At 47.7% G+C, this 26,459-nt stretch carries 25 protein-coding genes; 9 read left to right on the top strand and 16 right to left on the bottom strand.

From position 1 onward, the window contains the following. Window positions 1–10 precede the first annotated feature (10 nt). A complete protein-coding gene (locus tag DWX62_RS02605) occupies window positions 11–607 on the bottom strand; it encodes a DUF6621 family protein (RefSeq protein WP_035448957.1) in 597 nt (198 codons plus the stop codon). A 543-nt stretch (window positions 608–1,150) separates the two neighbouring features. On the opposite strand from DWX62_RS02605, the gene clpB reads away from it, so the two are divergent. Next, window positions 1,151–3,745: an ATP-dependent chaperone ClpB gene (gene clpB / locus DWX62_RS02610; protein WP_057281688.1), complete on the top strand. Its 2,595-nt coding sequence runs from the start codon at window positions 1,151–1,153 to the stop codon at window positions 3,743–3,745. Between the two features lie 85 nt (window positions 3,746–3,830). Here clpB and DWX62_RS02615 read toward each other — a convergent pair whose 3' ends face one another. The 5 genes from DWX62_RS02615 to nusB all read right to left on the bottom strand — a co-directional run bounded on the left by DWX62_RS02615 (window position 3,831) and on the right by nusB (window position 7,302). Beyond that, window positions 3,831–4,262, bottom strand: a complete 432-nt coding sequence (locus DWX62_RS02615) for a DUF5606 domain-containing protein (RefSeq protein WP_005832700.1) — start codon at window positions 4,260–4,262, stop codon at window positions 3,831–3,833. Between the two features lie 109 nt (window positions 4,263–4,371). Next, on the bottom strand, window positions 4,372–4,980 hold the full coding sequence (gene coaE, locus DWX62_RS02620) for a dephospho-CoA kinase (protein WP_044469102.1): 609 nt from the start codon (window positions 4,978–4,980) through the stop codon (window positions 4,372–4,374). Then, entirely contained in the window at window positions 4,970–5,986 is a 1,017-nt protein-coding gene (locus DWX62_RS02625) for a YbbR-like domain-containing protein (RefSeq protein WP_005831792.1), read from the bottom strand. Before DWX62_RS02625 ends, coaE begins: the two co-directional genes overlap by 11 nt. Window positions 5,987–6,001: 15 nt before the next feature. Further along, complete coding sequence (gene yajC, locus DWX62_RS02630; RefSeq protein ID WP_005831794.1) at window positions 6,002–6,337, bottom strand: preprotein translocase subunit YajC; 336 nt, start codon at window positions 6,335–6,337, stop codon at window positions 6,002–6,004. A 38-nt stretch (window positions 6,338–6,375) separates the two neighbouring features. Continuing rightward, window positions 6,376–7,302, bottom strand: a complete 927-nt coding sequence (gene nusB, locus DWX62_RS02635) for a transcription antitermination factor NusB (protein WP_005831796.1) — start codon at window positions 7,300–7,302, stop codon at window positions 6,376–6,378. Window positions 7,303–7,521: 219 nt separating this feature from the next. Here nusB and DWX62_RS02640 point away from each other — a divergent pair, with 219 nt between their 5' ends. The 5 genes from DWX62_RS02640 to DWX62_RS02660 all read left to right on the top strand — a co-directional run bounded on the left by DWX62_RS02640 (window position 7,522) and on the right by DWX62_RS02660 (window position 10,901). Then, complete coding sequence (locus DWX62_RS02640; protein ID WP_005831798.1) at window positions 7,522–7,929, top strand: PUR family DNA/RNA-binding protein; 408 nt, start codon at window positions 7,522–7,524, stop codon at window positions 7,927–7,929. Window positions 7,930–8,067: 138 nt separating this feature from the next. After that, the gene (locus DWX62_RS02645) at window positions 8,068–8,658 is read left to right on the top strand and encodes a 50S ribosomal protein L25/general stress protein Ctc (protein ID WP_005831799.1); all 591 of its coding nucleotides are present in this window, start codon (window positions 8,068–8,070) and stop codon (window positions 8,656–8,658) included. Window positions 8,659–8,919: 261 nt separating this feature from the next. Then, a complete protein-coding gene (gene pth, locus DWX62_RS02650) occupies window positions 8,920–9,483 on the top strand; it encodes an aminoacyl-tRNA hydrolase (protein ID WP_005831801.1) in 564 nt (187 codons plus the stop codon). Next, on the top strand, window positions 9,480–9,899 hold the full coding sequence (locus DWX62_RS02655) for an RNA-binding S4 domain-containing protein (RefSeq protein WP_008665410.1): 420 nt from the start codon (window positions 9,480–9,482) through the stop codon (window positions 9,897–9,899). Before pth ends, DWX62_RS02655 begins: the two co-directional genes overlap by 4 nt. 15 nt (window positions 9,900–9,914) lie before the next feature. Then, window positions 9,915–10,901 (top strand): Gfo/Idh/MocA family oxidoreductase, encoded by a 987-nt coding sequence (locus DWX62_RS02660; RefSeq protein ID WP_008665408.1) that lies wholly within the window; start codon window positions 9,915–9,917, stop codon window positions 10,899–10,901. 21 nt (window positions 10,902–10,922) lie between these two features. Here DWX62_RS02660 and DWX62_RS02665 read toward each other — a convergent pair whose 3' ends face one another. From DWX62_RS02665 to DWX62_RS02690, 6 genes are all read right to left on the bottom strand, one after another. Beyond that, entirely contained in the window at window positions 10,923–13,193 is a 2,271-nt protein-coding gene (locus DWX62_RS02665) for a cation:proton antiporter (RefSeq protein WP_005831807.1), read from the bottom strand. A 132-nt stretch (window positions 13,194–13,325) separates the two neighbouring features. Then, window positions 13,326–14,474 (bottom strand): bifunctional histidinol-phosphatase/imidazoleglycerol-phosphate dehydratase HisB, encoded by a 1,149-nt coding sequence (gene hisB / locus DWX62_RS02670; RefSeq protein ID WP_005831809.1) that lies wholly within the window; start codon window positions 14,472–14,474, stop codon window positions 13,326–13,328. 184 nt (window positions 14,475–14,658) lie between these two features. After that, on the bottom strand, window positions 14,659–15,699 hold the full coding sequence (gene hisC, locus DWX62_RS02675; protein ID WP_005831811.1) for a histidinol-phosphate transaminase: 1,041 nt from the start codon (window positions 15,697–15,699) through the stop codon (window positions 14,659–14,661). Window positions 15,700–15,765: 66 nt separating this feature from the next. Beyond that, window positions 15,766–17,058 (bottom strand): histidinol dehydrogenase, encoded by a 1,293-nt coding sequence (gene hisD / locus DWX62_RS02680; RefSeq protein ID WP_005832722.1) that lies wholly within the window; start codon window positions 17,056–17,058, stop codon window positions 15,766–15,768. Between the two features lie 201 nt (window positions 17,059–17,259). Continuing rightward, complete coding sequence (hisG, locus tag DWX62_RS02685; RefSeq protein ID WP_008665397.1) at window positions 17,260–18,111, bottom strand: ATP phosphoribosyltransferase; 852 nt, start codon at window positions 18,109–18,111, stop codon at window positions 17,260–17,262. 362 nt (window positions 18,112–18,473) lie between these two features. Next, complete coding sequence (locus tag DWX62_RS02690) at window positions 18,474–18,965, bottom strand: PaaI family thioesterase (RefSeq protein ID WP_005832726.1); 492 nt, start codon at window positions 18,963–18,965, stop codon at window positions 18,474–18,476. A gap of 178 nt (window positions 18,966–19,143) precedes the next feature. Here DWX62_RS02690 and DWX62_RS02695 point away from each other — a divergent pair, with 178 nt between their 5' ends. Continuing rightward, window positions 19,144–20,229: a DUF4421 domain-containing protein gene (locus tag DWX62_RS02695; RefSeq protein ID WP_057252396.1), complete on the top strand. Its 1,086-nt coding sequence runs from the start codon at window positions 19,144–19,146 to the stop codon at window positions 20,227–20,229. Window positions 20,230–20,256: 27 nt separating this feature from the next. Here DWX62_RS02695 and DWX62_RS02700 read toward each other — a convergent pair whose 3' ends face one another. The 4 genes from DWX62_RS02700 to DWX62_RS02715 all read right to left on the bottom strand — a co-directional run bounded on the left by DWX62_RS02700 (window position 20,257) and on the right by DWX62_RS02715 (window position 24,229). Further along, on the bottom strand, window positions 20,257–20,919 hold the full coding sequence (locus DWX62_RS02700) for a DUF2490 domain-containing protein (protein ID WP_005831821.1): 663 nt from the start codon (window positions 20,917–20,919) through the stop codon (window positions 20,257–20,259). Window positions 20,920–21,147: 228 nt separating this feature from the next. Further along, window positions 21,148–21,807 (bottom strand): CatA-like O-acetyltransferase, encoded by a 660-nt coding sequence (locus tag DWX62_RS02705; protein WP_057252311.1) that lies wholly within the window; start codon window positions 21,805–21,807, stop codon window positions 21,148–21,150. Window positions 21,808–21,869: 62 nt separating this feature from the next. Continuing rightward, window positions 21,870–23,903: a cytochrome c biogenesis protein CcdA gene (locus DWX62_RS02710; RefSeq protein ID WP_117689041.1), complete on the bottom strand. Its 2,034-nt coding sequence runs from the start codon at window positions 23,901–23,903 to the stop codon at window positions 21,870–21,872. 17 nt (window positions 23,904–23,920) lie between these two features. Continuing rightward, the gene (locus DWX62_RS02715) at window positions 23,921–24,229 is read right to left on the bottom strand and encodes a Dabb family protein (RefSeq protein ID WP_005832765.1); all 309 of its coding nucleotides are present in this window, start codon (window positions 24,227–24,229) and stop codon (window positions 23,921–23,923) included. A 102-nt stretch (window positions 24,230–24,331) separates the two neighbouring features. Here DWX62_RS02715 and udk point away from each other — a divergent pair, with 102 nt between their 5' ends. Then, window positions 24,332–24,943: a uridine kinase gene (gene udk / locus DWX62_RS02720; RefSeq protein ID WP_005831829.1), complete on the top strand. Its 612-nt coding sequence runs from the start codon at window positions 24,332–24,334 to the stop codon at window positions 24,941–24,943. A gap of 55 nt (window positions 24,944–24,998) precedes the next feature. Continuing rightward, window positions 24,999–26,420, top strand: coding sequence for a transglycosylase SLT domain-containing protein (locus tag DWX62_RS02725; protein ID WP_005832767.1), 1,422 nt, complete (start codon window positions 24,999–25,001; stop codon window positions 26,418–26,420). The last annotated feature ends 39 nt before the right edge of the window (window positions 26,421–26,459 follow it).

The raw sequence follows: 26,459 nt of genomic DNA on the forward strand, positions 1-26,459 counted from the left end.
TTCTTATATCTTATAACTCGTCAGACTTGATGCCGAATGCATGCGCCAAAGAATAAAACACCGGCTCCAGGCGGCAATACACCGGGCTCAGAGGTTCCTCCGTGATGAAGTACACAACTTTGCCCCGTTCTTCTTCACTCTTGTCTTTGAAGAAACCCGCCAGCTTCTCCTCCACTCCATTACCATATACCTGATGGAAAGGCAACAGCATCAAACACTTCACATCCGCAGAATCAAGCGCCAGGTTCATCAGGTCAAGAAACAACTCTTCGGTAGAGACTAAACCGGAAGAGGTGACGGAAGAAAATGCAAATTCGCCCAGCGGCGTACGGCATGCCTGGTGATTCAGTTTATTCACATCGGATGGTTCACAACACTTCAGCACGTCCGCTGCCGGAGTATGCACCAGCAACACTTCCACCTCATTTTCTTGTTCTCTCAAGCCGGCGTCCAATGCCAGATAGCTCAACCATGCCGGCAGGTCAACATCGGGTAGCTTCCGTCCCAACTTACCTTCCAAAAAGTTCTTTGCACCATATACCACTTCATTCAGAAATGCAACATCTATCAATATCACATTTGCCGGAAACTTTATCTTATCCTCCATTATCTTCTATTTTAATACGTGATTATACATAATGCTCCTCTGCAAGCGGAGCTCCGAAAACCTACCACACAGAAAGCACAAAACTTTGAAGCAGTAAAAGTACGACAAATTTATCAATAACTTGTATCATCCCAAACAATTAATCTATATCTCCGAAGCGGAAAGAGAATATCCTTCCTCCGCAACACGGGAACCTTGGAGCTGGAACACGAAGACTTAGCTACTAAAACATATAGGCCCTCACTACATGAGATGTGCATCTCGTACTACATGAGATGTACACCTCGTACTACATGAGATGCACATCTCATGCATGACATCCTTATTTGCCCTTCTCTTTAACCAATAGAGTTTAATACGAAAAGGAACTTTGCTCCAACTTCTTATCTAAAGAAGTAGAAAGAAACAAAACGACTGATTTACAGACAATTTGTCATTTTACATATTTTATATGCAGACAATTTGTCCGAAATGTGCCAATGGCAAATCTTTTGCGCCTCCCCAAGTGTTATGAAACTGATAAAATAGAAAGGAGAACAAAATATGAACTTTAACAACTTTACCATTAAAGCGCAAGAAGCAGTGCAGGAGGCTGTGAACCTGGTACAAAGCCGTGGACAGCAGGCCATCGAGCCCGTGCATGTACTTCAAAGCGTGATGAAAGTAGGTGAAAATGTCACCAACTTCATCTTCCAGAAGCTGGGCATGAACGGTCAGCAGATAGCACTTGTACTGGACAAGCAAATTGATTCTCTGCCCAAGGTATCCGGCGGAGAGCCATACCTGAGCCGTGAAACGAACGAAGTGTTCCAGAAGGCCACCCAATATTCCAAGGAAATGGGTGATGAATTCGTCTCCCTGGAACCGGTACTGCTGGCTTTGCTGAATGTGAAAAGCACTGCATCCACCATTCTGAAAGATGCCGGGATGACGGAACGCGAACTGCGGGAAGCCATCAACGAACTGCGAAAAGGAGAAAAAGTAACTTCACAATCCAGCGAAGACACTTACCAGTCATTGGAAAAGTATGCCATCAATCTGAACGAAGCAGCCCGCAGCGGCAAACTGGACCCCGTCATCGGCCGTGACGAAGAGATACGGCGTGTCCTGCAGATTCTGAGCCGACGTACCAAGAACAACCCGATTCTTATCGGTGAACCGGGTACCGGTAAAACAGCTATCGTAGAGGGACTTGCCCACCGTATCTTGCGTGGAGACGTCCCCGAGAACTTGAAGAACAAACAAGTCTACTCCCTGGATATGGGTGCACTGGTGGCCGGCGCCAAGTACAAAGGCGAATTTGAAGAACGTCTGAAGGCCGTTATCAACGAAGTTAAGAAGTCGGAAGGAGACATTATCCTCTTCATTGATGAAATCCATACCCTGGTGGGTGCCGGCAAGGGGGAAGGCGCCATGGATGCCGCCAACATCCTGAAACCCGCCCTGGCACGCGGTGAACTGAGGAGCATCGGGGCCACTACCCTCGATGAATATCAGAAGTATTTCGAAAAGGACAAAGCGTTGGAACGCCGCTTCCAGATTGTCATGGTGAACGAACCGGATACACTGAGCACCATCTCCATTCTGCGTGGTCTGAAGGAACGTTATGAGAACCATCACCACGTACGGATTAAGGACGATGCCATCATCGCCGCCGTAGAGTTGAGCAACCGCTACATCACCGACCGTTTCTTGCCGGACAAGGCTATCGACCTGATGGACGAAGCCGCTGCCAAGCTACGTATGGAAGTCGATTCCGTTCCGGAAGAACTGGACGAAATCTCGCGTAAGATAAAGCAGCTGGAGATTGAACGCGAAGCCATCAAGCGCGAAAACGACAAGCCCAAACTGGAACAAATCGGCAAAGAACTTGCCGAGCTGAAGGAGCAGGAAAACTCGTACAAAGCGAAATGGCAAAGTGAAAAGACCCTTGTCAACAAAATCCAGCAGAATAAGGTGGAAATAGAGAACCTGAAGTTCGAGGCCGACAAAGCAGAACGGGAAGGCGACTATGGCCGGGTGGCCGAAATCCGTTACGGCAAACTGCAAGCGCTGAACCAGGAGATTGAAGAAACGCAGCAAAAACTGCACGAAATGCAGGGTGACAAGGCCATGATTAAAGAGGAAGTGGACGCTGAAGACATCGCCGACGTAGTATCCCGCTGGACCGGCATACCGGTAAGCAAGATGCTGCAAAGCGAAAAGGACAAACTGTTGCATCTGGAGGCGGAACTGCACCAGCGGGTTATCGGGCAGGACGAAGCCATCGAGGCCGTATCCGATGCCGTACGACGCAGCCGTGCCGGACTGCAAGACCCGAAACGTCCTATCGGCTCATTCCTTTTCCTGGGAACCACCGGTGTAGGTAAGACGGAATTGGCAAAGGCACTGGCAGAGTTCCTCTTTGACGACGAGACAATGATGACCCGTATCGACATGAGCGAGTATCAGGAGAAACACAGCGTTTCCCGTCTGGTTGGAGCGCCTCCGGGATATGTGGGCTACGATGAAGGTGGACAACTGACAGAAGCCGTAAGGCGGAAACCGTATTCTGTCGTCCTGTTCGACGAAATCGAGAAAGCGCATCCGGACGTATTCAACATCTTGCTGCAAGTGCTGGATGACGGACGTCTGACGGACAACAAAGGGCGTACGGTCAACTTCAAGAATACGATTATCATCATGACCTCCAACATGGGCAGTGGCTATATCCAAAGCCAGATGGAGAAACTAAACAGTAGCAATAAGGAGCAAATCGTAGAGGAAACCAAGAAGGAAGTGATGAATATGCTGAAAAAGACCATCCGTCCGGAATTCCTGAACCGTATCGACGAGACCATCATGTTCCTGCCGCTGACAGAGCCCGAAATCAAGCAGATTGTGGTGCTCCAAATCAAGAGTGTGCAGAAGATGCTTTCCGGTAACGGCGTGGAACTTGTTCTGACAAATGCTGCCATAGACTTCCTTGCCAATGCAGGTTATGACCCTGAATTCGGCGCCCGTCCGGTGAAACGTGCCATACAGCACTATTTGCTGAACGACTTGTCGAAGAAGCTGCTGTCCCAAGAAGTAGACCGCAGCAAGCCTATTACAGTGGATGCCAGTACCACTGACGACGGACTGGTTTTCAGAAATTAAAAGCAATCCGTATCCCCCAATAAAAGAGGCGATTCCCGACTATTGAGAATCGCCTCTTTTATTTTGTATTTCAATCCTTCTCCGATTACTCGGCCTTGCTTTCCTCCTTCGTTTCTGCCGCAGGAGTTTCTTCAAAATCCGTCATACCGCTTGCCACCAGCAAATTATACCAAACAATCAATTTCTTGATGTCGGACGGATATACGCGGTCGCGATCGAAGGTAGGCAATACCTCTGCCAGGTAAGCACGCAAGTCATCAGCAGTAGCTTTCTTCAAATCCAACACTACGGCAGCACCATTTTCCTTTTTCTTCATGGAAAGAAACACTTCCTTCAAAGGAACATCTTCCGTATCTGTATACATGGCGATATCGCCCAAAGAAATAATCTTCTCATTACCATAGGCAGGGAAACGCTTCTTGTCTGCAAGCGACTCTACAATCAACATATTTTTTCCCTGAGAAACAAGCTTATACAATCCCGGTTTACCGGAAATGGACAAAATAGTCTTCAACATAATATATTCTGTTTTGATGATTAGTAGTTATTTTTTTCGGGGGGCAAAGATAATGTAAGCCGAAGACAATACAAAATAAGCTTGCTTATTTTTATTGTTAAGGAGATGCCTATTTGCGTAACAGATAGTGCATTTTTTCAGATAGCGAACCGATTAGCTCTAAAACTTGCGGAATCAATGGGGTTTCGCCATCATTTACAATGACAAAATCTGCATATTTACGCTTTTCTTCGTCATTCATCTGGCTACGGATACGCTTTTCTATCAATTCGCGCGAGGAAGCATCCCGCCGGACGGCACGTAAAATGCGCACCTCTTCGGGCGCATAGACCATAACAATAGCATCCACTTCACCCGCAAACCCCGCTTCGACCAGAATGGCCGATTCTATACCGACAATGGGAAAAGCGGTGCGGCATTGTGTCCACCGCCTGAAATCCTCCTTTACACGAGGATGCACAATACAGTTGATTTCTTTGGCATGCTCCGGACTACCGAAAAGATAAGACGCCAACAAAGGCTTGTTCAGCGTGCCACCGGCATACACTTCCGCACCAAGCAAAGCTGACAATTCCTCGCGGATCAATGAATCGGATGCCATCAGCCTTTTCGTTTCCAAGTCCGAGATATAGACGGGAACACCCAGCACTTCCAACAGCCGGGATACCATACTCTTTCCGCTACCGATACCACCGGTTATACCTATCTTAATCGCCATAATCAGGAGAAACTTGCTCTATCAGAAAATCCACTTGTGCCGGATTGAAGCGTACCTGGCTCACCCCTTTCGGCAGATTCTTAATCTTTACCGTATACTTGTCGGAACCCAGACGGAGCAGTTCCTCATAGGACACGTAAATATGAAAATCATCAGCGTTAATCTGCCTGAAATGACTCAGACCAACCTGAAACGTGACCTGCACCTTGGAAGGGAAAGCGCGCAGCACCTTGTCGGCAGGAAAGTTAACGCCACGCAACGGCACCTCCACTGTCTTTTCCGTATAAATATCCACCGGAAGCATCATCTCAATGGAAGAAGGCACAAACTTCACACCTTTCTGGATACGCAGGGGGACTTGCTGCCTCAAGGTATCCGATATATCTTCCAGCTTCACCGGTTGCGTATAGGCAACAGCAATCGTATCCAGCACGCCTTGCGGCGCATACACCAATACGGAATCGGGACTGAATATCGTATCCGAAAGATAATACTCACGTCCGGCACTCAGCGTGCCGCGCAGCTTCACCGGCACCAGTTTGGAGGCTCCCGTCGAATAGATGTACTCCAATGTATCCGGCTTCATGGAAAGCAGGCGGGTAGAGGCATTCAGCTGGTTCAGCACTTTCTTTTCAAACTGCGAGGGATATATCCTTACTTGATTATCCACGCCCTTATAATCGGCATAATCGAGAATAACGGGATAAAAGCTCTTTCCCAACATATAGTTGAGCAGTACCGTTCCCTTATCCTTTACCTTGATACGGAGTTCTGAAGCAGGTTCAGAGGTAATCACCACATTATTGGGCACTCCCTTCAGCCGCACCGGTATAGAAAAGTCCGCCTCATAGTCGTTGTTCAAGGTCTGCAAGAGCCAGAAGCCACCGGCTACAAAGAAAAAAAACAAAAAAATGAAGAACTCCCTGCTTTTATCGCTAAGCAGAAAGTCCTTCACTTCTCTTGATATCTTCAGATATGTACGTTGTATGTTCCTACGTTCAAACATAGGCTCACATTTCTATTATTTAGATGCCTGACTGCTGTTCGCATCAGCAGCTGCAGCAAAAATAGAATTCTTGTCTATACGAATCTTAACGTTAGAAGCGATTTCAAGCACCACATCATTGTCGTTGATTTCCTTGATAACACCATGGATACCACCAGCTGTGATTACTTTCTGATTCACTTGAAGCGATTTACGGAAGTTTGCTATTTCCTTTTGCTTCTTGTTTTGAGGACGAATCATAAAGAAATACATAATAACGAACATGGCTATCAGCATAATCCACATCATGCTACCACCACCGGCAGGGCCTGCAGCGGGAGCCTGCAGGAAGAATACAGTCATTAAGTTCATAAATACTCAGTTTTGGTTTCTATTATTAAACAAAGGTATTAGTTTTTCGTTAACTTACCTTCTTTTTTTAATTGATTAACTATTCCATCCAATGTACCGTTCACGAAGCTGCCACTTTTGGCCGTGCTGTAAACTTTGGCAATATCGACATATTCGTTCAACGAAACACTCACCGGAATGTTCGGGAAACTTAATATTTCGGCCAAGGCACACTGCATGATAACAACGTCCATAAAGGCTACACGGTCCAAGTCCCAATTACGCGTATTCTCGCTGATGAGGTGACGGTAATAGTCACAGTTCAAGATGGCACGGCGGAACAAACGGCGTGCAAATTCCTGGTCTTCCTCATCCTTGAACTCTGGTAGAAGTTCCTGATTGGCACCATTCTTCTCTTCAAAGCGCTTGATGGTTTTCAGTACGAAAGTATCCACAATCTCCTTGTCGTCATTCCAGTAGAGGCTCTGGTCTTCGAGCACATTGTCCAAGGCTTCGTTGTTGAAGACAAAAGTCTTATACAGCTTTCTCCACAATTCACGGTCGTATTCGTAAGAATTGTCCGAAGAAGCCATATATTCCTTATATATATCTGATTCCACAATTTTCTCATACAATCCCTTGACAAAGTCTTCATCATTGGCCCACGTGCGCTTTTGGTTGGCAATGAATTCCGTCAATTGTTTGTTCACTTCCAACTGGGCTATGAACTTGTTTTCCACAAATTTCATGTTGGGATACAGCTCCTCGGCAGTGGGAGCCAGCTTAGCTTTTGCCGCATCAATACGTTTTTGTGCGTAGTTCGTCAAAGCTATCATCAGCATCAGCAGGTAGTTGTAGAGGTCGTATGCCTTTGAAAGGCTAAAGAACAATTCTTTCTCCGCTGAGTCTAAATTTTTACTGCCATTCTGATAATAAGCATATACAATCTGTATAATCTTAAGACGAATAAGAACTCTGTTGATCATAATTCTAAAGTAAATACTAGTGTTTTAACAAGGCGCAAAAGTAGGCATTTTTAATGAGTTTACATAAATAAATCACATTTTTTAATGCAGATATTGATTATCCGGTCTTTTTCTTTTGACAGTTTAAAAAAAATCGTCAATTTTGAGCCCGATAAAGAGCTAAAAGCTACGAGATACAAGTTTTAAGGTGATAATATCAAAATTGAGACCTATTATAATATGGAAGACTTTAAGAAGAAAAACGCAGCGGACATGAATGACAAGGAGATTGTATTCTCCCAATCCATCAAAGCAGGTAAGCGCATCTACTATTTAGACGTCAAGAAAAACAGAAAAGACGAAATGTTTCTCGCCATCACGGAAAGCAAGAAGATTGTGATGGGCGAAGGAGACGACTCGCAGGTAAGTTTCGAAAAGCACAAAATCTTTCTATACAAAGAGGATTTTGAAAAGTTCATGAACGGACTTCAGCAAGCCATCGGCTTCATCCAGGAACAGCAAGGCTGCTATACAAGACATACCACTGACGAAGAGGCTGAAAGTCCCGAAACGGGAAAAGAAGAACTGCCGAAAGAGGAAAAAGCGTCTTCATTGGAAGGAGAAATCAAGATAGACATTGAATTTTAAGTTATAACCTTTTGATAATTCAAAAAGAAGCTGTACTTTTGCACCGCTTTTTTGCAACATCGTGTGGCAAGCCACATCGTGTGATGGTGAATTAAGCAAAAAATTTACTTAATTTAGAGTAACACAAAAATTTTTAAAATGAAATCAATTGAAGTAAAAGGAACTGCAAGAACTATTGCAGAACGTTCTTCGGAACAAGCAAGAGCTTTGAAAGCTATTCGTAAAAACAACGGTGTACCTTGCGTACTTTATGGTGCAGGTGAAAATGTTCACTTCACTGTACCTGCAGAGGGTCTGCGTAACTTGGTTTACACTCCGCACATCTACGTAGTTGACTTGGTGATTGATGGCAAGAAAGTAAACGCTATCATGAAAGATATCCAATTCCACCCCGTAAAGGATACTATCCTGCACGTTGACTTCTATCAAATTGACGAGGCTAAGCCTATCGTTATGGAAGTTCCGGTACAGATGGAAGGTTTGGCAGAAGGTGTTAAGGCCGGTGGTAAGCTGGTACTCCAGATGCGTAAGCTGAAAGTAAGAGCTTTGTATAACGTAATTCCTGAAAGACTGATTATCAACGTTGCCCACTTGGGACTTGGTAAGACTGTTAAAGTTGGCGAATTGCAATATGAAGGATTGGAATTGCTGAATGCCAAAGAAGCTGTTGTATGCGCCGTTAAGCTGACTCGTGCTGCAAGAGGTGCCGCTGCTGCTGCAGGCAACTAATCGATTCTTTTCAAGAAAGACTAAATATTCGGGAACGCGGATTAACGCAGCCAACGCAGATTTCATACTGATTTCCGCGGAAAGTTGCGATAATCCGCGTTCTTTTTACGGCTCACGAGAGTGTATAATTCACCACAGATTACACAGATTTGCACAGATAGACATCTTTGATTATCGGTACATTAAATTCATTCTGTGTTAATCTGTGTAATCTGTGGTGAATACTAGTTTTAACACCCTCATAAACAGGAAGCACTGACTATGAAATATTTAATTGTAGGATTGGGCAATATCGGCCCCGAATATCACGAAACCCGCCATAACATCGGATTCATGGCAGTAGATGCTCTGGCCAAAGCAGCGGGTGCCACTTTTACCGACGGACGTTATGGTTTCACCACAACACTGTCAGTCAAGGGACGCCAACTGTTACTGCTGAAGCCTTCCACCTTTATGAACCTCAGCGGCAACGCCGTACGCTACTGGATGCAAAAGGAAAACATTCCATTGGAGAATGTGTTGGTAGTGGTAGATGACCTGGCACTGCCTTTCGGCACACTGCGCCTGAAAGGTAAGGGAAGCGATGCGGGACATAACGGCCTTAAGCATATTGCATCAACGCTGGGCACCCAGAATTATGCACGCCTGCGTTTCGGCATCGGTAATGACTTTCCCCGTGGTGGGCAGATTGACTATGTGCTGGGACATTTTACCGATGAAGATTGGAAAACAATGGGCGAGAGATTGGAAACAGCCGGAGAAATCATCAAAAGTTTCTGTCTGGCGGGAATAGATATCACCATGAATCAATATAACAAGAAATGAACGAAGCCAGAATTGACAAATGGATGTGGGCCGTACGCATCTTCAAGACACGTACCATAGCCGCCGAAGCCTGCAAAAAAGGACGCATCAGCATCAATGGCGCACTGGCAAAGGCTGCCCGTACGGTGAAGCCGGGAGATGTCATACAGGTGCGCAAGCCTCCCGTCACCTATTCCTTCAAAGTGCTGCAAACCATCGAAAAGCGTGTCGGCGCAAAGCTTGTTGCCGAAATGATGGAGAATGTAACGACTCCGGAACAGTATGAACTGCTGGAGATGAGCCGTGTCAGCGGTTTCGTCAACCGTGCCAAGGGTACCGGACGGCCGACGAAAAAAGACCGCCGGAGTCTGGAAGAATTTACAGAACCGGAATTTCTGGATGATTTCGACTTTGAATTCGATTTTGAGGAAGAGTAAAATAAGGGAAAGATTATGAGCGAGAGAATAATTAAATGGGGATTCATCGGTTGCGGAGAAGTGACCAAATACAAAAGCGGACCGGCATTTCAGAAAATAGAGAACTCCGAAGTAGTGGCCGTCATGAGCCGAAATGGCGACAAGGCTAAGACCTACGCCAAGGAAAGAGGGATTCCCAAATGGTACGACGATGCCCAGGAACTGATTGACGACGAAGAGGTGAACGCCGTGTACATTGCCACTCCTCCTTCTTCACATGCTACATACGCCATCATGTCCATGAAGGCAGGCAAACCGGTCTACATAGAGAAGCCGATGGCCGTTACCTACGAAGAGTGCTGCCGCATCAACCGGATTTCCAAGGAAACGGGTGTTCCATGTTTTGTCGCGTATTACCGCCGCTATCTGCCCTACTTCCTGAAGGTAAAGTCACTGGTAGAGGAGGGACATATTGGCAATGTCATCAACATTCAAATCCGCTTCGCCCAGCCTCCCCGCGACCTCGACCATAACAAGGAAAACCTGCCGTGGCGCGTGCAACCGGACATTGCCGGCGGAGGATACTTCTATGACCTTGCGCCCCACCAGATAGACTTGCTGCAGGAAATCTTCGGATGTATCCTCGAAGCCAGCGGCTACAAGAGCAACCGTGGCGGACTATATCCTGCCGAGGACACTCTAAGCGCATGTTTCCAGTTTGACAGCGGACTGGTGGGCAGCGGCTCCTGGTGCTTTGTTGCCCACGAATCCGCCCGCGAAGACCGTATAGAAATCATTGGAGACAAAGGCATGATTTGTTTCTCCGTATTCACCTATGACCCCATTGCGCTGCATACGGAAAGAGGACGTGAAGAAATCATCGTCGAAAACCCCACCTACGTCCAGCAACCGCTTATACAGGCAGTGGTAGACCACCTGCTGGGCAAGTCCGTCTGCAGCTGTGACGGCGAAAGCGCCACTCTCACAAACTGGGTGATGGACAAAATACTGAACAAGCTCTGATTAGCGTTCATGGGGTAGACCTTACCCCATGTCGAAACCTTCACATTTCCAGCCGACCAGCTTGTACACATCGGCACTCTCGCCTACAATCCATACCACATCTCCCTCCACAAAAGGTTCATGCGGGTCGGGAGCATGCAAGGTCTCCCCTCCCCGCTCCACACCGGCAATCAGGCAGTGATATTTCTCGCGTATCCCTGCTTCTTTCAGGGTCTTGTTCAGGAAAGGGGACTGCCCGTCCACACAGAACTGGCGTAGAATCATCTCACTCTTCTCTATCACATCCGCATTCATGGCAGACACCTTATCCATCTCCTGGCCGAAGATGTTCAATTCCTCATCCGTGGCAATTACTTGTATCTTGTCCTGCGGGAAAAGGCGGACAGACGCTCCGGGAATATTAATCCGTTTCTTGCCCCGAAGGATAGAGACCACATGGATACCGTATTTCTTTCCAAAATTCAGCTCCGCCAATGTCCTGCCCACCCATGCCGACTCGCCGGGGATTTCAAAATCCGTCAGGTGCAGGTCGCGCGACAGCAGACGTCCCGCATACTCCGGTTTCTTCTCTCCCATATACTCGGCACGCATGTCGCGGTACCGCAGATTCTGGAAGAATGTCCTCTCTATCATGATGGACTGCTTCTTCAACTGGCGGGAGAGTATCATCAGGGTCACCAGCAGCACCGCCACTCCAAACACCAGACCGACGGACATCTTGAACAAACCGGCTATTACGAACATGACGAACGAAACGCCCAGCAGCAGACGCAGTACAATGGTGGCCACCAACGGTGCCCGGTTTCCACGGTTATCCTTCCATAAAGTCACGAACTCTTCCGAGTGGTTCTTTTTAATCATGATGGCACGCAGGAACGGAGCTATACACAGAATGATGATAAAGGCAGCCAACAGAGAGCCCCATACCCCGGGCAGACTGTCGTGCACGAAAGGCACCAGAAAACGGAACGCCAAAGCTATCACCGCCACGCAAATGATGGAATACACCACCGTAATCCTGACCAGCGCAAATATCAGTTTCTTCCACAGACTCTCGTGGTTCATGGTCTGCGAACCTGAAGCATAGCGGGTCAAGAACTTTCTCCATTTTTCCGGCAAATGCGTATCCACAAGATTGGAAGCCGGTTCTGCCAAACGAATCATATAAGGAGTGAGGAAAGTGGTGATGACAGACACCGCCACCACAATAGGATACAAGAAATGGCTGGTGACATGCAGTGACACGCCCAGCGAAGCTATAATAAAGGCAAACTCACCGATTTGCGTCAGACTGAAACCGCATTGCATAGCCGTCTTCAGCGGTTGCCCTGCCAGCAGCACACCCAGCGTCCCGAAGAGGGATTGCCCGAGGATGACCGCCAGAGTAATCACGACAATAGGTCCCGCATACTCCACAATCATGGCCGGGTCTACCATCATGCCGACCGATACGAAGAAGATGGCGCCGAACAAGTCCTTGACCGGCTTCACCAGGCGCTCTATGCTCTCCGCCTCTACCGTCTCGGCAAGAATGGAGCCCATGATGAACGCGCCGAAAGCAGCCGAGAAACCCGTGTGCGCGGCCATCACCACCATACCGAAACAGAGTCCGAGAGAGACTATCAGCAAGGTTTCCTCGCTCATCAGCTTCCGGCACCGCTTCAGCAATCCGGGGATGAGGTATATCCCTACGACGAACCAAAGTATCAGGAAGAACAGCAGTTTGGCAATGCTCCCCAGCATCTCCGTACCCTCGAAGTTATGGCTGACTGCCATCGTGGAGAGCATCACCATCAATACGATGGCAAGAATATCCTCCAGGATAAGCACACTGAGCACCAGCCCCGTGAACTGTTTCTTGCGCATCCCCAAATCATCAAACGCCTTATAGATAATGGTAGTGGACGACATGGCAATCATACCGCCCAGGAAGATACAGTCCATCCGTTGCCAGCCGAACCCGGTACCTACCGCCACTCCCAACAATATCATACAAAAGATGATGGTACACGCAGCAATAATCGCCACGCCTCCCACCTTCACAATCTTCTTGAAGCTGAATTCCAATCCCAGTGCAAACAGCAGGAAGATAACGCCTATATCCGCCCAGGTCTGTATATTAGCCGTGTCCATCACCGACGGTGTATAGGCCATGTGAGGGCTGGCAAGGAATCCTGCAACTACATATCCTAACACCAGCGGTTGCTTCAATTTCTTAAAAAGCAGGGTCATAATCCCCGCACAAATCAATATCAGAGCTAAATCAGCTATCAAAGGGGCTAAATGTGACATAACACTACTTATCTATTAATCAGAGATATACAACTGCAAAACTCTGCAATACATCTGCAGTAGCTCTGCAATACATCTGCAGTGGCTCTGCAAAAGGTATGCAGTAACTTTGCAGCAGTTGTCTGTACGATTCTACAACACTCCTTTCGAGCTTGGCAGTTCAAAGTGATAAATATCCCTTTTCACCGCCATCTTCAGCGCACGTGCCAGCGCCTTGAAGATGCCTTCTATCTTATGATGTTCGTTCTGCCCTTCGGCTTTTACATTAAGATTCATCCGGGCGGCATCACTCAAGGACTTGAAGAAGTGCAGGAACATTTCCGTAGGCATGTCGCCTATCTTCTCGCGCTTGAACCCGGCATCCCATACCAACCACGGGCGACCGCCGAAGTCGAGGCACACCTGGCAGAGACAATCGTCCATAGGAAGGGCATAGCCGTAGCGTTCGATGCCGCGCTTGCTTCCTAAGGCCTGATAAAGGCAGTCGCCCAGAGCAAGAGCGGTATCCTCGATGGTGTGGTGCTCGTCCACTTCGAGGTCGCCTTTCACACGGATGGTGAGGTCCATGCCGCCGTGCTTGCCTATCTGCTCCAGCATGTGGTCGAAGAAGCCCAGTCCGGTCGCGATGTCACAATGCCCGTTACCATCCAGATTCAAGGATACGTATATATCTGTCTCCTTGGTAGTACGACGTACTTCCGCCGTACGCTCACCGGCAAAGAGGAATTCGGCAACCTTATCCCAATCCCTGGTGGCGAGGGCGCAGTAATCTTCAAGTCCGTCACAAGCGGCACCGCCACCTTCGGAAACGGGTTTCAATAATGCCGTGTCATCTTGCAGAAGAATGGCACGGCAGCCCAGATTCTTTGCCAGTTCCACATCCGTAGGCCGGTCGCCAATGACGAAACTGTGGGACAAATCGTAGTCCGGGTTATCGAGGTATTTGGCAAGCATTCCGGTACGCGGCTTGCGGGTCGGTGCATTGTCGTCGGGCATGCTGCGGTCTATGCAGATGTCGTCGAAGGTGATGCCTTCGCCTTCCAATGTCTTCATCATCAGGTTGTGTGCCGGCCAGAAGGTCTCTTCCGGAAAGGAGGCGGTGCCGAGACCGTCCTGATTGGTCACCATTACAAAATCAAAATCCAGCTTGCTGCGGATGAAGCCAAGATTGCGCATCACTTTCGGATAGAACTCCAGCTTCTCCAGGGAGTCCAGCTGATAATCAATGGGCGGCTCAATGACTAAAGTCCCGTCACGGTCTATAAAAAGTAGTTTCTTCATTTTAAAGGATATTTTTTTTGAGGGAATAAAGGGAGTTATCGGGAGTTAGAAGGAGGTAGAAGGAGTTAGAGGAGTTAGAGGCCAGTAGTTCTGCTTGCATAAGCATTACTTGTATAGAACAGCAGTATCGGCCTTTAACTCCCTTTTAATCCCTTTACCCCCCTTTTACTCCCTTTAACTCCTTCTACATATATTCCTTCAGCGCTTCAATCAATTTTTCATTCTCTCCTCTCGTTCCCACCGTCACCCGCAGGCAATTTCCGCAGAGTGACACGGAGTTACGGTTGCGGACAATGATACCCTTGCCTACCAGATAATTGTAAATCTTCACGGCATCCGTCACACGGGCCAGGAAGAAATTGGCATGGGAAGGGAACATCTTCACCGTACATGGCAGTGCGGCGAACTCGGCTTCCAGATTCTCCCGTTCTTCTTTCAAGGTCTTCACCCAACGTTCTATTTCATAATAGCGGTGAAGCATTTCCACTGCCTGCTTCTGTGTCAGCTGGTTCACGTTATAGGGATATTTTATCTTACTGAGGATGCCGATAATCTCCGGTGAGGCAAATGCCATGCCCAGACGGATGGCAGCACATCCCCATGCTTTGGAGAAGGTTTGCAGTACAATGAGATTCGGATACCGATTCAAATTTTCGAGGAAGGAAGGTGCTTCGGAGAAGTCATTGTATGCCTCATCCAGTATCACCAACCCATCAAACTGGCGAATCAGCGTTTCAATCTCGCTACGGAGCAGGTCATTGCCGGTAGGATTGTTGGGAGAGCAGATAAAAATCAGTTTGGTATGCTCATCCGCAGCAGCCAAAAGCTTGTCGGCAGAGAACTGGAAATCCTCATCGAGCAGCACCTTGCGGTACTCCACATCATTAACGTCGGCACAGACTTGATACATGCCGTAGGTAGGGTCGATAGCCACTACATTGTCCACACGGGGTTCACAAAAAGCACGGAACACCAAATCGATAGCTTCGTCACTGCCATTCCCTAAGAAGATGGAATCGGGACTCACCTTTTTAATTCTAGACAATTCTGTCTTTAGCTCCCGCTGCATGGGGTCGGGATAACGGTTGTGGGGCATGTTATAAGGATTCTCGTTTGCATCGAGAAAAACGGATGCCGCAGCACCATTATATTCATCACGTGCTGAAGAATAAGGCTTCAGACGCCAGATATTCGGACGGGTAAGTTCTTGTAATGTTTTCACCATGTTATTTATGATTTGACAATTTACGATTAAAATTACTTTAAGCCATCAGCTCTCAATTTTCAACTTTCAATTTTCATTCTCCAACTGCCCCAGTCTCACACTCACGGCATTCTTATGCGCATCCAGCTGTTCATTGGCAGCCATCAGCTCGATGGCAGGGCCGATGATATTTAATCCTTCCGGCTTTATCTCCTGAAAAGTTATCTTGCGGATAAAGCTGTCGAGGCTGACACCGCTGTATGCTTTGGCATAGCCGTTTGTCGGCAGGGTATGGTTTGTGCCCGAAGCATAATCTCCCGCACTCTCCGGAGTAAGAGAACCCAGGAATACGGAACCGGCATTCACGATACGTTCTGCCACGGAAAGATAATCCTCGGTTTCTATGATAAGATGTTCGGGAGCATACGCGTTGGTCAATTCAATGGCTTCTGTCATGCTGTCCACTACAATCAGTTTGCTATTGGCAAGAGACTTTTCGGCAATCTCTTTACGTGGCAGTAAGGCCAGTTGGCGTTCCACTTCCACCTTTACAGCTTGTTGCAATTCGACAGAGGTCGTAATTAATATAGCCTGACTGTCCACTCCGTGTTCTGCCTGGCTCAACAAGTCGGCGGCGACAAAAATCGGATTAGCTGTTTCGTCAGCCAAAACTTCTACTTCCGAAGGTCCTGCCGGCATATCTATCGCCACATCACGCAAGCTCACAAGCTGTTTGGCAGCCGTGACATACTGATTTCCCGGACCGAATATCTTGTAAACCTTAGGCACACTTTCCGTTCCGTATGCCATAGCGGCAATGGCTTGTATGCCGCCAGCTTTGAAAATCCGGTTGACACCTGCCACTTTTGCGGCAAACAACACAGCGGGATGTACCTTTCCGTCACGTCCCGGAGGGGTGCAGAGAACAATCTCCTTGCATCCGGCAATCCTGGCGGGAACGGCCAGCATCAGTACCGTAGAAAACAGCGGAGCCGTTCCTCCGGGGATATACAATCCCACCTTTTCTATGGCAACCGCTTTCTGCCAGCAGGTCACCCCCGGCTGAGTCTGCACTTTCTTGCCCTCAAAGCGTTGTGCGGCGTGGAAAGTCTCGATGTTCTGCTTTGCCAGGCGAATAGCTGCTTTCAAGTCTTCACTCACCAGGTTTTCCGCTTCCTGCTGTTCCTCTTCCGACACTGCCAGCGAGGCCAACACCACTTTATCAAATTTTTCTTCATAATCCAGCACAGCACGGTCTCCCTCCTCCTTCACACGGTCAATAACACTCCGCACCGTATCAAACAGATTCTCCGTATTCATCACCGGACGTTTCAGAATCTCTTGCCACTGGGATTTATCGGGATTACTAATCAATATCATAATGACATGTTTTTAAAGATTTATGCATAAACCATGATATTATTGGAGGTGTGTCAAAACTCTCTGAAGACTTTCTTTTAGGCGCTGATTACGCGGATTTCACGGATTTATTTTACCGAATCCGCGCTATTTCGCGTAATTCGCACCTAATGTCGTAACATAAAGAAAGCGTTTATATACTTTTGACACATCCTCGAGGCTTTAAATTATCATTTTCTCAATCGGCAGCACCAGAATGCCTTCCGCCCCCAATGCCTTCAACTTTCCGATAATCTCCCAGAAACACTTCTCGTCGAGTACGGTATGTACTGAGCACCAGCCTTCTTGTGCCAAAGGCATCACCGTGGGGCTCTTCATGCCCGGAAGTACAGAGACAATCTCATCCAGTTTCTCTTTCGGGGCATTCATCAGCACATACTTCTTATCTTCGGCTGTCTTCACAGCATCCATACGGAACAACAGCTCCCTCAATATCCCTTGCTTTTCCTCGCTCAGGTTCCTGTTACCAATCAGCAGGGCTTCGGACTTCATCACAACCTCCACTTCCTTCAGGCGGTTGCTCACCAGCGTAGAACCGGAACTTACAATATCGAAAATGGCATCTGCCAGACCGATGCCCGGCGCCACTTCTACCGACCCCGTAATGACGTGTATCTCCGCATTCACCCCATTCTCTTTCAAAAAGCCGGAAAGGATACCCGGATAAGATGTCGCAATCTTCTTTCCGTGAAACCACTTCACCCCCGGATACTCAATATCCTTCGGCATGGCAAGAGACAGACGGCATTTGCTGAATCCCAGACGCTTGATTATCTCTGCATCCTCATTCTTCTCAACAAATTCATTCTCACCCACAATTCCTATATCAGCCACTCCGGTAGCCACAGACTGCGGAATGTCGTCATCCCTCAGAAACAACACTTCAAGAGGAAAGTTTGACGACTGCACCAACAACGAGCGCTTCATGGCACTCAACTTTATATCCGATTCTCCCAAAAACGACATGGTCTCGTCATACAGACGACCCTTAGCTTGTACTGCAATTCTTAACATAAGGTTATTTACTATTTTACGATTTACTATTTACTATTTTGAATGAGATGACAGAAAACAAAACGAGGCTTACCAATATTCGGCAAGCCTCGTCTGTTATGTCATCTGTTGTACATATACACTCATACGCCCACCGAGTTATTCGTTAGGATGATGATGGTGATGATGTGCAACGATATTCTTCATATTTTTTGGATTTTAATGCGACAAAAGTAAACTAAAAGTTTGAAACTCCAAAAGATTTATCACAAAAAGTTTATTTTTTCTTTCAAATTCATCTTAGTTCACCACAAATTACACAGATTTGCACAGATTATTTTTATTCCAATCTATGCAAATCTGTGTAATCTGTGGTGAAACAATTAAATCAACGGCAATATTTCCTCCTGCTCTACTTCGCAGCTATGGAAATGCATTTCCGCTTCCGCCTTCTCCTTCGGAAAGGTAAAGTAGGTGCAAGTGGCTTCTGTGCAAAGTTCGCCCATGCTATTATACAGGCGTGCTTCTATGATAGCAATATTCCGCTTCTGCTCGCGAAGCGAAGCCCGCAGCACCACATGCGTGTCGTTGGTCGATATGGATTTGCGGAAGCGGGTTTCCATTTTCGATGTCACCCCGCCGGTCTGCAGCTTGCGGAACACGACCCAGCCGCAGATTTCATCCAGCAATACGGACTGGATGCCTCCATGCAACGTATTCAGCCACCCTTGATACTCCGGACGCGGCTTCCAGATGCTCACCACCTCGTCACCGTCCTCATAAAACTCCATTCTCACACCGGCTTCATTGTCAGGAGAGCAACCGAAACAGTTGTAGCCCTCCATATCTTTCCACGGATTGATAATCTTCTTCATATCGTATTCTTCTTTATCTGGTTTTGATTCATAAAGTCTCTCAATAAGACGTTCAATATTAGTCATTCCGATTGAGAACTACAAATTATTGATGCCTTTTTCAGAGAAAAATTAGCGGGATACTGTTCAAAAACCGGTTATTTTATTTAGCTTTGTATAAATGAGAGAGAACAACAAGATGCAAAGAGGGGCCTTTTTCTGCTTATGGATATTATTTACATTCTCATTGTTTGCGCAAAACAAGGAGAACGGTTCTGTCGCATGCGACAGCATCGTATATAAAAATACCTTCAGAAAAGCATTGAAGAAATTCCTCAACTTCAGCGACTTCGACACTACCTATATCAGTCCCAACCGATACAACTACGCCCTGATGCTCGACCATTTCACCAATTACGAGTATTACTCCGTGGGCAATAACGACCAGCGGCTCCGTTTCTCGCCTAACCCTCACAACAAGATAGGCGCTTACTTCGGATGGCGTTGGATATTCCTGGGATGGGCTGTCGATACGGACTGGCTCTACGGAAAGAAAAGCAAGAAAAAGCGCGGTACGGAGTTTGATCTCAGTCTTTACAGTTCCAAACTGGGAGTCGACATTTTCTATCGCAGCACCGGAAACGACTATAAGATACACAAGGTATCCGGCTTTTCCGACGAGATTCCCTCCAATTATTCCGAAGATTTCAACGGATTGAAAGTAAAGATGAAGGGATTAAATCTGTATTACATTTTCAACAATCGACGTTTCTCCTATCCAGCCGCCTTCAGCCAGTCCACCAACCAGCGCTGCAATGCAGGTTCTTTCATTGCCGGATTCTCCGTATCCACCCACAATCTGAACTTCGACTATACCAAGCTGCCCGAAATCATTCAGGAAACCATGAACCCGGGTATGAAGGTGAAACATATCAAATACACGAACATCAGCCTCAACGCCGGCTATGCCTACAATTGGGTGTTTGCCCGCAACTGCCTCGCATGCCTGTCGTTCAATCCGGCTGTCGCCTACAAGACATCACGCATAGAGAAGACAGAAGAGCGGGAAGCGGACGACTGGTACAAGAATTTCAATATCGACTTCATTCTGCGTGCAGGTGTGGTATACAACAACAGCAAATACTTCGTGGGTACCTCATTCGTAGGACGGACATACGACTACTACAAAAACAGTTTCTCCCTGAACAACGGGTTCGGCACCCTCCAAATATATGCCGGATTCAACTTTTATCTGAAAAAGGAGTACCGGAAGAACAAAAAGTAAAAAAAGGCTTTCAGCCCTCATCTCCCCTCAAAAGCTATAAACACACTCCACCCCTACTATATCCTTCCGCTTATCCTTCTCCCATTGCCTGCAATAGAAGATGTCCGCCTCCCAGCGCTCGGACAAGGGCAACGTAATACCCCCACGATAGCGCATCCGCTTTACTCCGAAGTGCTCTGTCTTATTCAAACCATTATACATCTCGGCCGAAGCATACGGTTCCAGCTTGCACTTCGGAATGTCATAGGCAAACTTCGCACGCGAGCGCAAGCGGAACTCATCTCTATGCCCATCGAACGTATGCTGAAAGCGCTCACGCAAGGACAGTTTCACCCTTTGCACACGGGCAGACAGAGTGCCTTCCAAACGGTAGCGGTGCCGGAACTTCCAGCCATCTGCCCCCCGATTGCGGTAATGCGTCTCATACCCAGCTCCAAGCTTCAGGAAAGGCAACAGCTTATAGCTTCCCCCCACCTTCAGCCCCCACCGGTCTGTCTTTCCCAAATCATCCTTTGTACGCCACTCCAGCCCACCGGAAACAGTAAATGCCGGCTTCAACTTATATTCGAAACCGGCATTCGCCCAAGTGGCAAAATCCTTCTCCTGCGCCCGCAGGGAAAAAGACGAAACAACCCATAGAACTATCGGCAAAACAAGTACTTTCGTGCATGAAGATATATTACTTACCATACGCTTATTCTGTTAAAGTGTCAAAGGTAAGGATAAATTCTGTAACAATTCTGTAATACTACAAATCTTGTCTGCACATTTCCGATTTTTCAATGATACTTAAAAAACAGAAACCGAGATACAAAAAACAACTCAAAGTTGCCATATATGTATGGCATCATATATATATATTTGTAGCATGAAAAAACACCCTTATAAGCGTTTCATAGATTATTTATTTGGGGTGATTCATTTATGTGAAATCTCTTTCAAATACTCCTCCACCTTTCCGAAGAAGGAGGTCAAATGAGAACCGTCGACAAAAGCATGGTTCACATAAATGGAAAGAGGAAATACCAGACGGCCTTCACGAGATACGGCCTTGCCGGCAGTCATCAACGGATAACTGCAACCGTTGCCTGCTTCGGCAAGTGTATAGGTTATCGAGGTGAAATACATTTTGGGAACCGCACTCAGATGGACCACATCGTAATCGCCTTGCTCGGCAAGAATCTTTTCGGCTCCATAAGGGTCACCGTCCTCGGGCATGTTTGTTATCAAGGCGTAGGCTTCGGCATAGAAACGTTCAAAGTCTTCGTAATAGGGAATGCGCATGGTATAGAATGTTTTCCCAGGAACGGCTATCGGAGAAATGATGTCCACCCGGTCGTGAAAAACAACCCGGCCTTCCTTGTCGGTACGGTAACGGAGTTCATCGACTTCATTGGCCGAACGCACCACAGCATACAGATAATAAAGGAAAAAGGAGCGCTTTGCAGCCCGGGCTGCAGCACTGGCTTCCGTGCAGTCAATCTCTGTGGTGACGGAATACCAGGAATTTACAAAATTGCGGAAAAAGCCGTAGTTATCCCGGCGTTCCCAAGCATCAATGTCTATAATGTGTTTCATACAAAAAGGGGATTTAGTGAAAAAAGGATGCCTTTTTACAAGCATCCTTTTTCCAATTCTATTTATTTCTCTTTCTTATAATTCTCCAGTCCTGTCTGCAGGAACTCGATATACTTAGGTATATCCTCGTCGTAGGAGTAGGACTTGTTGAGCGGCTTGCCTTCGTTGTCAATCAGCACATAGAAGGGCTGCGCATTGGCGCCGAACTTGACGCGCTGCAGATAACTCCACTTGTCGCCTACGGTACGCAGCGTACGTTCCGTACCGTTCTCCACAATCTTCACGGGAGAAGGAAGCGGCGTCTTGTTGTCGACGTAGAGCGTGATAAGTACATAGTCGTTGTTGATAATGTCACTCACCTTCGGGTTGGTCCATACGGCAAGCTCCATCTTACGGCAGTTCACGCAGCCGTAGCCGGTGAAGTCGAGCATCACGGGCTTGCCATGCTGGCGGGCATACTCCATACCGAGGTCGTAATCGTCGAACCTGGCATGCACCTCATTATTGTAAAGGTTGAAATCCTGCGTCTGCATGGGCGGCGCAAAGGCACTGACCGCCTTCAACGGCGCTCCCCACAAACCGGGAACCATATACACCGCAAACGCCAGCGAGGCCAACGCCATGAAGAAACGGGGCACGCTGACCTTCGTATCGTCATCATCGTGCGGGAACTTGATTTTGCCCAGCAGGTAGAAGCCCAGCAGCGCAAAAAGCACAATCCACAAGGCGAGGAACGTCTCACGGTCGAGGATGCGCCAGCCGTAAGCCAAATCGGCCACCGAAAGGAATTTCAGGGCAAAGGCCAGCTCCAGGAAGCCGAGCGTCACCTTGATGATGTTCATCCATCCGCCGGACTTGGGCATGGACTTCAGCCAGGACGGGAACAGGGCAAACAGCGTGAAAGGCAATGCCAAGGCTATGGCAAAGCCCAGCATGCCGATGGCAGGAGCCACCACGCTGCCCGTCGTGGAAACCTGCACCAACAGGAATCCGATAATGGGTCCCGTGCAGGAGAAAGATACCAGCGACAAGGTAAACGCCATCAGGAAGATGCTGAGCAAACCGCTTGTCGCCTCGGCCTTGCTGTCTACAGCCGTACTCCACTTGGAGGGCAACGTTATCTCGAACGCTCCGAAGAAGGAAGCCGCAAACACCACCAGCATCAGGCAGAAAAGGATATTGAATACTGCATTCGTAGAGAGTGCGTTCAGTGCGCTGGCTCCGAAAACAAGCGTGATTGCCAGTCCGAGCGTCACATAAATCACCACGATGGAAGCGCCATACGTCCACGCATCGCGGATGCCCTTCTTCTTGTCCTTGCTGCGTTTCAGGAAGAAGCTGACCGTCATCGGGATGATGGGCCATACACAGGGGGTGAAGAGTGCCAGCAGTCCGCCGGCAAATCCCGTAATGAAGATATAAATCCAGGACATGTCTTCCTGCGAAGTGGTTTCGCCCAAAGATTGCAGTTCACTGATGACCGGTTTCCAGAGGTCCGCCTTGTCCGCCACATTGATTTCCGTCGGCCCGTCCGCACCGCCGATGGCAGCCACGGGAGCCGTGCCGGAGACAGCCTCCTGCTTTGCCGGCTGCTCTTCGGCTTTCGTTTCAGCCGTAGCGGCAGTAGTTTCTTTTGCAGCCCCTTCTGCCTTACCGGAGAATTGGAAAGGCACTTGTGTGGGCGGCAGACAATTTTCATCGTTGCAAGCACCATATTCCAGATACCCTTCCAACTGATAGGCACCACCCGTCAATTTCAGCTTCTGCACAAATTGAGCCGTATTTTCAAAATAGCGCACCTTCATTTCGAACAACTTGTCGAAAGTAGAGATTTCCTTGCCTACGGGCTTCAGTTTACCAACCACTTCCGCTCCGGATATTTTCTCCACATTGAAAGTCGCCGAGATAGGACCGCCATCGTCCAGGTCAGTGGAATAGACATGCCAGCCCTTGTCAATAGCAGCCGTAAAAACGACCTCCGCTTCATCAGCAGCCACAGTCTTCAGTTCGGACTTGAACTTGACGGGATCTTGTATCTGTGCCCGCATCGCCACCGTGAAAAGCAACAGAAATAGAGGGAACAATAATTTCTTCATGTTCTCTGATTTAATTTTTAATTTTCAATTATCTCGTAGTCCACGCAGGCACGGCTCTCTTTCACAGCAGCGATAAGCTTGCCGGCAGCTACATGGTCGGGATGGGTAGCATAGTATTTCACGTCATCCAACGTATCGAACTCACTGTAAAGAGCGATGTTCCAAGCCTCGGCAGGATTGATGTTCAATCCGACTTCAATCTTGCGGATAACGGATATTTTAGCCGGAAGCGCTTCGATAGCTGCCTTGAAACTGTTCATCGCAGCCAACTTTTCGTCAGCCGGTGCCTCATCTTTTAACTTAAATAATACAATGTGCTTTACCATAACTTTGCCATTTAAATGATTTATCACTATATTTGTCAGCCTAAGCGGCTGTTTTAACAACTGCAAAAATACTGGTTTTGTTTCAAATATACACTTAAACGGATGTTAATAATAGGAATTGCAGGCGGAACCGGCTCGGGAAAGACCACCGTCGTACGTAAAATTATCGAAAGCCTACCGGCTGGTGAAGTGGTATTGTTGCCACAAGACTCTTACTACAAGGACAGCAGCCATGTGCCCGTGGAAGAACGGCAGAACATCAACTTCGACCACCCCGACGCTTTCGAGTGGAGCCTTCTTTCCAGGCATGTCGCCATGCTGCGCGAAGGAAGAAGCATAGAACAGCCCACCTACTCATACCTGACGTGTACCCGGCAGCCCGAAACCATCCATATCGAGCCCCGGGAAGTCATCATCATAGAAGGTATCCTTGCCTTGTGCGACAAGAAACTGCGAAGCATGATGGACCTCAAGATATTTGTAGACGCTGACCCCGACGAACGCCTAATTCGTGTAATCCAGCGCGATGTAGTGGAACGCGGACGTACGGCCGAAGCCGTTATGGAACGCTATACACGTATACTGAAACCCATGCACCAGCAATTCATAGAGCCCTGCAAACGATACGCCGACCTCATTGTGCCGGAAGGCGGAAACAACCAGGTGGCCATTGATATATTGACCATGTACATCAAGAAGCACTTGGGGAGTTAATTTGTAATGGAGAATTGATAATGGAGGATTAAGAACGCACTAAACCCTATGAGATATGAACAGCCTGTTTTCTTTCGCCAGACATAAATCATCCATTATCAATTCTCCCGTCCCAATTATCTTGCTGTTGTTGTTGTGCTGCATCGCAGGATGCCGTGGAGGACATCCTGCCGAAAAAGAAGAAGCGGATGACCTGCAACAGATAAAGGACAGCGGAGAACTGGTCGTATTGACACTGTACAGTTCCACTTCCTACTTCATCTACCGTGGCCAGGACATGGGATTCCAGTATGAGCTAAGCGAACAGTTTGCCAAGAGCCTGGGAGTAAAGCTAAGAATAGAGGTAGCCCGGAACGTGCACGAACTCATAGAGAAGTTATTGGCAGGCAAGGGAGACCTCATTGCCTACAACCTGCCTATCACTAAAGAATGGAAAGACAGCCTGATATATTGCGGTGAGGAGGTCATCACGCACCAAGTCATCGTGCAACGTAACGGCGGACGCACCAAACCACTGAAAGACGTGACGGAACTCATCGGGAAAGATGTATATGTGAAGCCCGGAAAATATTATGAACGGCTGGTCAATCTGGACGAAGAGCTCGGAGGAGGTATCCACATCCATAAAGTGACCAACGACAGTATCAGTGCAGAAGACCTCATCACCCAGGTGGCACAAGGAAAAATCCCCTATACCGTAGCAGACAATGATGTGGCACAGCTTAATACCACCTATTACCCCAACCTAAATATCGGACTCTCCATCAGCTTTGACCAGCGTGCATCGTGGGCAGTCCGGAAAGACTGTCCGCAACTGGCAGCCGCCGCCAACAAATGGCACGAGGAGAATATGACTTCACCTGCCTATACGGCAAGTATGAAACGATATTTTGAAATCGGCAAGGCCATTCCCCACTCTCCTATCCTCTCCCTGCGCGAAGGAAAAATTTCCCATTACGATGATTTGTTCAAGAAATATGCTCCCGAAATAGACTGGGACTGGCGTCTGCTGGCGTCTCTGGCGTATACAGAATCCAACTTCGACTCCACTGCCGTATCTTGGGCGGGTGCCAGGGGGCTGATGCAACTGATGCCTGCCACAGCCAGGGCTATGGGGCTACCCGAAGGAAAGGAACAGAACCCTGAAGAGAGCATAAAGGCTGCCGTGAAATACATAGGCGCCACAGCCAAAAGTTTTTCCAAGATACCCCAGGAAGAACGCATCAACTTTGTGCTGGCATCTTATAATTCCGGTATCGGCCATGTGCTGGATGCCATGGCACTGGCCGAAAAATACGGCAAAAACAAATATGTCTGGCGTGATAATGTAGAAAACTTCATTCTGCTAAAAAGCAATGAGGAATACTTCACCGACCCCGTCTGCAAAAACGGCTATTTCCGTGGCATTGAAACTTATAACTTCGTAAGGGATATTACGTCACGCTTCGAGCAATACAAGAAGAAGATAAAAAAATAGGGATTAAGGATTAATCCCTAATCCTTATTTTCCTTCCTA

This window comes from Bacteroides sp. AF20-13LB, from assembly GCF_003603065.1.
Lineage (GTDB): Bacteria > Bacteroidota > Bacteroidia > Bacteroidales > Bacteroidaceae > Bacteroides > Bacteroides uniformis.

Bases quoted from the DNA above. Each gene is read 5' to 3' on its own strand.
- DWX62_RS02605 (WP_035448957.1), bottom strand. From the start codon at position 607: ATGGAGGATAAGATAAAGTTTCCGGCAAATGTGATATTGATAGATGTT.
- clpB (WP_057281688.1), top strand. From the start codon at position 1,151: ATGAACTTTAACAACTTTACCATTAAAGCGCAAGAAGCAGTGCAGGAG.
- DWX62_RS02615 (WP_005832700.1), bottom strand. From the start codon at position 4,262: ATGTTGAAGACTATTTTGTCCATTTCCGGTAAACCGGGATTGTATAAG.
- coaE (WP_044469102.1), bottom strand. From the start codon at position 4,980: ATGGCGATTAAGATAGGTATAACCGGTGGTATCGGTAGCGGAAAGAGT.
- DWX62_RS02625 (WP_005831792.1), bottom strand. From the start codon at position 5,986: ATGTTTGAACGTAGGAACATACAACGTACATATCTGAAGATATCAAGA.
- yajC (WP_005831794.1), bottom strand. From the start codon at position 6,337: ATGAACTTAATGACTGTATTCTTCCTGCAGGCTCCCGCTGCAGGCCCT.
- nusB (WP_005831796.1), bottom strand. From the start codon at position 7,302: ATGATCAACAGAGTTCTTATTCGTCTTAAGATTATACAGATTGTATAT.
- DWX62_RS02640 (WP_005831798.1), top strand. From the start codon at position 7,522: ATGGAAGACTTTAAGAAGAAAAACGCAGCGGACATGAATGACAAGGAG.
- DWX62_RS02645 (WP_005831799.1), top strand. From the start codon at position 8,068: ATGAAATCAATTGAAGTAAAAGGAACTGCAAGAACTATTGCAGAACGT.
- pth (WP_005831801.1), top strand. From the start codon at position 8,920: ATGAAATATTTAATTGTAGGATTGGGCAATATCGGCCCCGAATATCAC.
- DWX62_RS02655 (WP_008665410.1), top strand. From the start codon at position 9,480: ATGAACGAAGCCAGAATTGACAAATGGATGTGGGCCGTACGCATCTTC.
- DWX62_RS02660 (WP_008665408.1), top strand. From the start codon at position 9,915: ATGAGCGAGAGAATAATTAAATGGGGATTCATCGGTTGCGGAGAAGTG.
- DWX62_RS02665 (WP_005831807.1), bottom strand. From the start codon at position 13,193: ATGTCACATTTAGCCCCTTTGATAGCTGATTTAGCTCTGATATTGATT.
- hisB (WP_005831809.1), bottom strand. From the start codon at position 14,474: ATGAAGAAACTACTTTTTATAGACCGTGACGGGACTTTAGTCATTGAG.
- hisC (WP_005831811.1), bottom strand. From the start codon at position 15,699: ATGGTGAAAACATTACAAGAACTTACCCGTCCGAATATCTGGCGTCTG.
- hisD (WP_005832722.1), bottom strand. From the start codon at position 17,058: ATGATATTGATTAGTAATCCCGATAAATCCCAGTGGCAAGAGATTCTG.
- hisG (WP_008665397.1), bottom strand. From the start codon at position 18,111: ATGTTAAGAATTGCAGTACAAGCTAAGGGTCGTCTGTATGACGAGACC.
- DWX62_RS02690 (WP_005832726.1), bottom strand. From the start codon at position 18,965: ATGAAGAAGATTATCAATCCGTGGAAAGATATGGAGGGCTACAACTGT.
- DWX62_RS02695 (WP_057252396.1), top strand. From the start codon at position 19,144: ATGCAAAGAGGGGCCTTTTTCTGCTTATGGATATTATTTACATTCTCA.
- DWX62_RS02700 (WP_005831821.1), bottom strand. From the start codon at position 20,919: ATGGTAAGTAATATATCTTCATGCACGAAAGTACTTGTTTTGCCGATA.
- DWX62_RS02705 (WP_057252311.1), bottom strand. From the start codon at position 21,807: ATGAAACACATTATAGACATTGATGCTTGGGAACGCCGGGATAACTAC.
- DWX62_RS02710 (WP_117689041.1), bottom strand. From the start codon at position 23,903: ATGAAGAAATTATTGTTCCCTCTATTTCTGTTGCTTTTCACGGTGGCG.
- DWX62_RS02715 (WP_005832765.1), bottom strand. From the start codon at position 24,229: ATGGTAAAGCACATTGTATTATTTAAGTTAAAAGATGAGGCACCGGCT.
- udk (WP_005831829.1), top strand. From the start codon at position 24,332: ATGTTAATAATAGGAATTGCAGGCGGAACCGGCTCGGGAAAGACCACC.
- DWX62_RS02725 (WP_005832767.1), top strand. From the start codon at position 24,999: ATGAACAGCCTGTTTTCTTTCGCCAGACATAAATCATCCATTATCAAT.